The sequence below is a fragment of the Candidatus Cloacimonadota bacterium genome (assembly GCA_012522635.1).
GTDB lineage: Bacteria > Cloacimonadota > Cloacimonadia > Cloacimonadales > Cloacimonadaceae > Syntrophosphaera.
Window position 1 is genome coordinate 1 of sequence record JAAYKA010000060.1, and the last position, 4,986, is coordinate 4,986.

The window sequence follows — 4,986 nt, forward strand, 5'->3', positions numbered from 1 at the left end:
AATGTATAAATTGCGGCCGCTGCGTGAGAACCTGCGCCGAAATCCAGGGCCCGGCGGTTTTGGGATATGTATATCGAGGTTATACCGCTGTGGTGGTTCCCGAATATGACGAATCTTTAACCCAAACTACCTGCGAAAGCTGTGGCAAATGTATCGCGGTTTGCCCCGTTGGCGCGCTGGTGGAAAAGAACGTTAACTACAAGCTGAATCCGCTGTTACGGGATAGCACCCCGCAAAATTGCGGTCTCTGCGGTGTTGGCTGCCATCTGGTTTGTGAAACTCAGAGCAGCCTGCCTGTGCTGATGGGCACGGATGAAGAGAATCCCGGTTTTAACGATCGCAACCTCTGTTTTGATGGGCGTTTTGGCTGGCAGATACTTTTTGGGGAGGAGCGCCTGAAAGAACCAATGCGCCGGGAAGGCACAAGCTGGAAAGCAATTGGCTGGGATGAGGTTTTGAACCTCGTTGCCGCCGCAGCGGGAGCAGCCAAAAAGAAACGTTTCCATATTTCTCCCAACATCAGCCTGGAAGAAATGCTCATCTTCCGCCGTGCCGCGCAAAATGCCGGTGCAACCTTGCATTCAGACCCACGCCACAAGGTTTTCAGCAGCAAATATCTGCAGATGACGCCAAACCCCAAACCCTTTGCGCTTCTTGATTGGTTCGATGAATATGTGGTGATTGGCGAAGTGAGCCACACCCTGCGCACCATGCTGCGCTTAAAACAACGCGCTGGGAAGAAGCTAAGCAGTGTCAGCTTTGGCGCTTCCAAGCCCCTGCGCTTCGCGGATGAACGCCACTCTTCACTGGATACACTGAAACTTGGCTCTGAGCAGCTCTTTATCTACAACCTGAATCGCATCAGCGAACGCGCCATTGCCACTGTTTTGAATACGGCGCATGGAATTGACCCCAGCTTGAGCAACGTGTTGGAAACCTCGGACTACGTGAACTACAATGGTTTGCAGCTCATTGGAGCGAACTTTGGCGAACCTGCAAAAGCGGGATTTGTGGTGGCTTGGGGCTGCGATGCCAAACCATCGGACAAAGATACCTTCAAGATGGAAATTCGGCACTTCCTGGACCCCAATTCCAGAGCGGACTTGGTTTTGCCCGCGCCCTCTTTTTTGGAAATTGAAGGCAGCGCTCTGGCTGATGACGGCGGTGTGGCATTGTTTAAAAATCCAGCTAAATCCCTGCTGATGGGAGAGCTTTTACGTCTATTCTATAGCTTGGGCTGGATTTCACCGGCAACGGCTGATATAAACCACTGGAACGAAGAGGTTCAACGCCTTTTGAAGACCGCGCCGCAAGCGCCCGCAGAAAAATATGACCCCCGGCATATGGATATTAACTCACTGCGTGACAGTGTCTTGAGCCCGGACAGTCTCCTTTGGCAGCATTTGGAAAAATTCTACCAAACAAGAAAAAGCCCGGTCACTTTCTGAGCCGGGCTAAAGTCTTTCAAATCCACTCTCTGGGAGCGGTTGTCACCTTTTCCTGACCACACGAAATCCGATTTCATCTTCCTTTGCATAGGGTTTGGCATATTCACGCCGGGTGACACGCAGTTCTTCGGGCTGGCTTTTAAATGAACCGCCACGCACAACTTTGTCCGTTCCGCTGTCCGGCCCGGTGAAAGGCATATCTGTGCTTTGAGAATAGGGCGCGTACCAATTCCAAACCCATTCCGAGGCGTTTCCACTGAGGTCATAAATCCCGTATTGATTGGGCTGCTTTTGTTTAACCGCTTGAAGTGTCCCCCCGCTGTTGCCATAAAACCAGGCTATCGGCTCGGCTGAATTTGATCCACTGAATACAAAATAGTCGTTTTGGCGGCCAGCTTTTGCCACAAATTCCCATTCCGCCTCTGTGGGCAAGCGATATCCAGTGGCGCTGAAATCGCAATTCACCCCATTGCTATAAAATTCGTAGCAGGGCTCCAGTCCGTCGAGGACGCTTTTTTTGTTGCACCAAGCTAAAACTTCGTCAAAGGTTACACCCGTTATGGGAAGGTCTTTTTCTGCATCCCTGTAATCCTTGCTGGGGATAACCATGGCCCATTCCTCTTTGGTGACCTCTGAAACCCCAACCATAAAAGGCTGCAGTGTAAGCTGTAAGAGGGGATATTCGTCCGAACTGGCGCCTTGAACCACATTACCCATCACAGCCGTGCCGCCGTTAATTGGAACCATGTTTATGGCTTTATTGACAACGACTTGAAGCTCTTTTTTGCCCACATTTTTAATGATTCCCTTAAAAAAGGATTTTTCGCTCAGAATCACATATTTGAACAGTATATAGATGAGAATCACGGCGGAAATCGCTGCCATTATTTTGAAGTTTTTGCGCAGTTTCAACACTTCGGGGGAGAGATTTACCGGCTTTTTGGTTGATTTTTTCTCTTTTATCTTTCGGAATCTCTCGATTACAGATTCCCGTTGACTTGGAGGTGCCGCAGTTTTAGGCTTTTGCGTTCTGGGCAGCCCAGGCTGGGTAACAGCTTCATCCCGCGCAGGGGCATCATCTCGGAGGGGTGGAATTCGCACAGGTTCACCGGAAAAAACATCGATGGACACTTCTTTCTGCCTGATAATGGCTTCCCGCATCTCCTGGGCCGAGGCAAAACGCCTGCGAGGGTCAATCTGCAGTGCCTTGCCCAAAATGCTCAGCAACCAGGAAGGGATTTGCTTTCCCCCCAAAGCTTGGTTCACCGGAGGCTTGGAAAAAAGCTCCTGTTTTTGGGAGGATGGCGGTTGTCCTTTATCGATTTCCCAGGGCAACCTGCCTGTGAAAAGCAAATATGCCAGAACCCCGATGGAATAGATATCTGAACGCTGGTCTGGGTTTTGCTCCAAAAATATCTCCGGAGCCGTGAAAATGACCGGATGAAATTCCTGGCCGCCCGGTTCGGCATTTTTCCAAGCATGGGGCGACCTGCCAAAACCGAATAACTTCAGTTCATAATCCGTTGTGATCATGATTTTTGAGGGCTGAAGATTGAGATGAAGGGTCAGCAGATTGTGCGCGTATTGCAATGCATCCAGAATCTGCAGGGTCCATTTAAGCGCCTGGCTATAGCTGATATCCACCTTGGGGATGGCCAAAATATGATCCAGCGGATCACCTTCCAGATATTCACAAACCATGTAGGCGGAGCCGCCATCTTCAAACAGGCCAATGGTTTCCCTGATGTTGGGATGCCTCAGCCGGCGCCCTGTTTCCGCCTCACTGCGCAACTGCTGAAGCAAAACCTGGTTCCCCGCAAAGCTGTATTCATTGGTTTTGATGGTCACGATTCGTCCGCTGAAGTAATTCCGAGCCTTATACACCCGGAACTGTTTTGATTTATGCAGCGTCTCTATAATCGTGTAGGCGTTTTCGCCCTGGTTTGCGTTCATTTATCTCCCTGAAAAACAAGCTCCCCGCCGCTGTAAACCTTTGTGACATGGCTGGATCCGAGATGGTAGGGGATGAAATTGATGGAAGGGATGTCCCAAAAAACAAAATCCGCTCTTTTGCCCGGTTCCAGAGACCCCAGCTCAGCACCCAAATCAAGGGCGTAAGCGGCATTCACGGTGCTGGCGCAAAGTGCCTCAGCAGGAGTCAAGCCCATCATCAGGCAGGCCAGACTCATTGTGAAAGGCAGGGAGTCGCAGTTGCAACTGCCTGGGTTATAGTCAGTTGCAATGGCAACAGGCAAGCCGTTGTCAATCATACAGCGTCCCCGGGCGTAATTTTTGCTGCCCAGAGAATAGAGCGTAGCAGGAAGCAAGACTGGGATTACACCCGCTTTCTTGAGCGCTTGAATCCCCGCGTCGGACGCAGCGCCCAGATGGTCTGCGGAAATGCAACCCAATTCCGCTGCCAGTTCCGCGCCGCCCATGGATTCAATTTCATCGGCATGCATTTTGAGCTTTAATCCATTATCCTTGGCACAATTCAGCACCTTGCGGGATTCTTCGATGTCATAAACATGGGCTTCGGTGAAAATATCACAAAACTGCGCGATGCCCTGTTCTGCTACCGCGGGAATCATCTCTTCGCAGAGGATTTTGATGTAGGCGCTGTGGTCGTTTTTATATTCAGCGGGAAATTCGTGCGCTCCCATAAAGGTTGGCACCACTGTAATCGGCATTTCATCCGCCAAACGACCAATTACACGCAATTGTTTTAGCTCGCTGGGGGTATCCAAACCGTAGCCACTTTTTGCTTCCACGGTGGTTGTTCCCAGGCAGATCATTTTTCGCAAACGTTTGGCAGCCAATTCATAAAGCAGCTCTTCAGAAGCGTCGCGCGTGGTTTTTATCGTGCCGCGGATGCCGCCTCCAGCTTGGGAAATCTCCACATAAGATTTTCCCGCCAGACGCATGGCAAATTCGTCCTCACGTGTGTGGACAAAAACCGGATGCGTGTGGCAATCCACAAAACCAGGCAAAACCAATTGCCCCTTGGCACAAATCACCTCATCGGCGCTGTATTTTGCCAATATTTCAACACTTGTCCCCACAGCGAGAATACGCCCATTTTTGACGGCAAAAGCGCCGTCTTCAATGATACCGGGATCGTTCATGCCCGCGCCGGTTCGAGGACCGGGTGGGCCCTGCAAAGTAACCAGCTGCCGGCAGTTCCTGACAATCATGTCAGCCCGCATATTTTAACCTCCAAACTTGGTTGAATCGGGTTTTATTTCATGACGCAAAGATGCTCAATCTTCGTCTTCTTCTTCCTCAAAATCACCTTGCAGATATTCGTGAAAAAGATCCGCAACTTCGTTGAATTCGTTGTCATCCTCAATCACATTGAGGTTTACAAAGTCATCTTCCATTTCCCAGGCAAGGATATCATATTCATTGCTGTCAACTTCCGCCAACGCCACATATTGTTTTCCGTTGTGCTCCAAGGTTCCCAGCAAAATGAAATCCTGCATGGTTCCGTCATCCATTTCAAGCTGGATAACGTTTGTTTCCTCTTCACCTTCGTAGG

The 4,986-nt window shown here is 50.2% G+C and carries 4 protein-coding genes; 1 reads left to right on the top strand and 3 read right to left on the bottom strand.

The window, feature by feature from the left end; genetic code table 11:
• A partial coding sequence (locus GX135_03460; protein ID NLN85151.1) for a 4Fe-4S dicluster domain-containing protein occupies positions 1 to 1,448 on the top strand: 1,448 nt, incomplete at its 5' end.
• Positions 1,449 to 1,490: 42 nt separating this feature from the next.
• On the opposite strand, the gene GX135_03465 is transcribed toward GX135_03460, so the two are convergent.
• The 3 genes from GX135_03465 to GX135_03475 all read right to left on the bottom strand — a co-directional run.
• On the bottom strand, positions 1,491 to 3,401 hold the full coding sequence (locus GX135_03465) for an SUMF1/EgtB/PvdO family nonheme iron enzyme (GenBank protein ID NLN85152.1): 1,911 nt from the start codon (positions 3,399 to 3,401) through the stop codon (positions 1,491 to 1,493).
• Positions 3,398 to 4,654 carry an imidazolonepropionase gene (locus GX135_03470; GenBank protein ID NLN85153.1) on the bottom strand — a complete coding sequence of 419 codons (1,257 nt, stop codon included), beginning with the start codon at positions 4,652 to 4,654 and terminating at the stop codon, positions 3,398 to 3,400. Before GX135_03470 ends, GX135_03465 begins: the two co-directional genes overlap by 4 nt.
• 54 nt (positions 4,655 to 4,708) lie before the next feature.
• Positions 4,709 to 4,986 (bottom strand): DUF1292 domain-containing protein (locus GX135_03475; GenBank protein ID NLN85154.1); only part of this gene is annotated, 278 nt, incomplete at its 5' end.

Bases quoted from the DNA above. Each gene is read 5' to 3' on its own strand.
- GX135_03470 (NLN85153.1), bottom strand. From the start codon at position 4,654: ATGCGGGCTGACATGATTGTCAGGAACTGCCGGCAGCTGGTTACTTTG.
- GX135_03465 (NLN85152.1), bottom strand. From the start codon at position 3,401: ATGAACGCAAACCAGGGCGAAAACGCCTACACGATTATAGAGACGCTG.